4 protein-coding genes and 1 pseudogene are annotated in these 2,126 nt (G+C 71.5%); 1 reads left to right on the plus strand and 4 read right to left on the minus strand.

What is annotated here, in order from left to right; all coding sequences use genetic code 11:
- Positions 1-183, plus strand: a pseudogene (locus AC2VNT_RS10635) (FAD-containing monooxygenase EthA); the annotation flags it as partial.
- A 2-nt stretch (positions 184-185) separates the two neighbouring features.
- On the opposite strand, the gene AC2VNT_RS10640 reads toward AC2VNT_RS10635, so the two are convergent.
- The 4 genes from AC2VNT_RS10640 to AC2VNT_RS10655 all read right to left on the minus strand — a co-directional run.
- Complete coding sequence (locus tag AC2VNT_RS10640; protein WP_486946820.1) at positions 186-887, minus strand: hypothetical protein; 702 nt, start codon at positions 885-887, stop codon at positions 186-188.
- 8 nt (positions 888-895) lie between these two features.
- A complete protein-coding gene (locus AC2VNT_RS10645; protein WP_486946821.1) occupies positions 896-1,642 on the minus strand; it encodes a YggS family pyridoxal phosphate-dependent enzyme in 747 nt (248 codons plus the stop codon).
- Positions 1,639-2,034 carry a DUF302 domain-containing protein gene (locus AC2VNT_RS10650; protein WP_486946822.1) on the minus strand — a complete coding sequence of 132 codons (396 nt, stop codon included), beginning with the start codon at positions 2,032-2,034 and terminating at the stop codon, positions 1,639-1,641. The genes AC2VNT_RS10645 and AC2VNT_RS10650 overlap by 4 nt, the downstream gene beginning before the upstream one ends.
- 1 nt (position 2,035) lies before the next feature.
- A partial coding sequence (locus AC2VNT_RS10655; RefSeq protein ID WP_486946823.1) for an RraA family protein occupies positions 2,036-2,126 on the minus strand: 91 nt, incomplete at its 5' end.

Raw genomic sequence — 2,126 nt, forward strand, 5'->3', positions numbered from 1 at the left:
CCGCTGATGGAGTTCACCCCCGGCTACGTGCTGCGGGCGCTGGACTACCTGCCGACGGCGGGATCACGCATCCCGTGGCGGCTCAAGCAGAACTACCTGCTCGACCTGGGGCTGATCCGGCACGGCAAAGTCAACGACGAGGCGTTGCACTTCACCAAACACCGGGTGACGCTGACGGTTTAGCGTCAGCTGCAGTCGTACTGCTCGCCGATCCCGGCCGGCGGGGTGGCCTGCTTGGCGCAGCCGAACGCGGTCAGCGTCTCCGACATCCGCAGACCGGTGTGCTTCGACAGGCTGACGCAGTACAGCCCGGACGGATCCGACCGGCACTGGTAGTCACCGGATTTGATGCTGTCGCCGTAGGGCAGCGGTGCGCCCGGCCCGTCGCTGAACGGGCCGGGGTCGCCGTGGTAGCCGCCGACGGTGATGGTCGACCCGTTGAAGTCCACCCAGTTGCTGATCCATTGCCACAGATTCTCGGGCGGTTTCGGCGGTGGGTCGGCGAGACCCGGCAGGCAGGACAGCGTTTCGCTGAGCCGGCGGATGCAGCCGGCCAAGGTGTTCGGTTTGAGGTCGCCGGGCAGCCGGAAGGCGACATCGTCACCGGTGAGCTCGGTGGCTTCGCCGTCGCGCTCGACGGTCTGGAAATCCGCCGGATCGGCGGGTCGGCCGGCCGCGACCCAGCGGACCAATGCCTCGGGAGACGCGACCGCCTCCGGCGGCGGCGCGGCGGGGGCCTGACTGCTGCTGGTCGGGGCCGACGAGGTCGGCACGGCCGAGGCCGGCGCGGTGCCGGTCTCCGGCAGCGGCGTCGTCTTGCTGGTGGCATCGTCGGAACAGCCCACCGCCAGGATCAGCACGCTGGTCAAGACCGCGAAACGGCGCATGGCCGTCATCATAGGGACGCCTCACCCGGGGTCTCCGGCCAGTAGTAGGAGTCCGGGTACGGACGTGCGCCGAAGATGGCGGTGCCGATCCGCACCTCGGTGGCGCCCTCGGCGATCGCCAGACCGAAGTCGCCACTCATCCCCATCGACAGCCGGGGCAGCCGGTGACCGCGGTCGGCGGCGGCGTCCCGCAGTTCACGCAGCCCGCGGAAGCAGGCGCGCACCTCGTCGGCGTCTCTGGTGTGCAGCGCGATCGTCATCAGCCCGCGCACCCGCAGCGTCGGGTAGTCGCGCAGCCGGTCCAGGAAGGGCAACAGCTCGGCCGGCGGCAGACCGTACTTGCTGGGCTCGTCGGCGGTCTTGACCTGGACGAGCACCTCGATGCTGCGGCCTTCGTCCTGCAGGTGCCGGTGCAGGGCCGCGGCCAGCTTCGGCCGGTCCACCGACTGCACCTCGCTGGCCAGCCGGGCCACCAGGCCGGCCTTGTTGGTCTGCAGGTGCCCGATCATCACCCAGTCGATCCCGCAGTCGGCGAGCGGTTCGGCCTTGTCCCGGATCTCCTGCACCTTGTTCTCACCGAACCGGTGCAGCCCGAGCGCCACCGCCTCCCGGATCACCACCGGCCCGAAGGTCTTGCTCACCGGCAGGATGTCGACCTCGGCCGGGTCCCGTCCGGCGGCGCGGCAGGCGTCGGCCACCCGCCGGCGCAGGCTCTCCCAGCGGGCTTGCAGGGTGTCGGCGGCAGGCGCGCTCACGGCTGCACCGCCGCGTCGGTGGCCGCGTCGATCGCGTCGGCGAGTTGGTCGATCGCCGCCCGTGCCGGCTGCAGGCCGGGCGTCTCGGCCGCCACCGCGCGCAGGTCGCGGTAGCCCAGCCGGACCCGCCCGTCGGCGTCCTGCCAGGCCAGCGCCTTGGACGGCAGGTCGATGGCGATGGTCTGCTCGGCCAGCATCAGCTGGGTGCCCAGGCTGGGCTTGCCGAACAGCAGCACCTGGGTGGGCCGCAGGGCCAGGCCGGCCTTCTCGGCGTGTCCGGAATGGTCGACCCGCGCCATCACCCGGAAGCCGCGGTCCAGCAGCGCCCGCTCCAGCCGGTCCAGGGTCTCCGGCACCGGGCGTGGGCTCTCCTTGGCGATCCACGACGACACGTCACACCACCACGATGCCGTCGTCGTCGCTGTAGACGGTCGCTCCGGGCGGGAAGCTGATCCCGCCGAACGAGACCGCCACGTCGCGCTCG

The sequence above is a fragment of the Mycobacterium sp. TH-M15 genome (assembly GCF_057473705.1).

What these genes read in the sequence shown, in the direction of transcription:
- AC2VNT_RS10640 (WP_486946820.1), bottom strand. Translation starts at nt 887, where the DNA reads ATGCGCCGTTTCGCGGTCTTGACCAGCGTGCTGATCCTGGCGGTGGGC.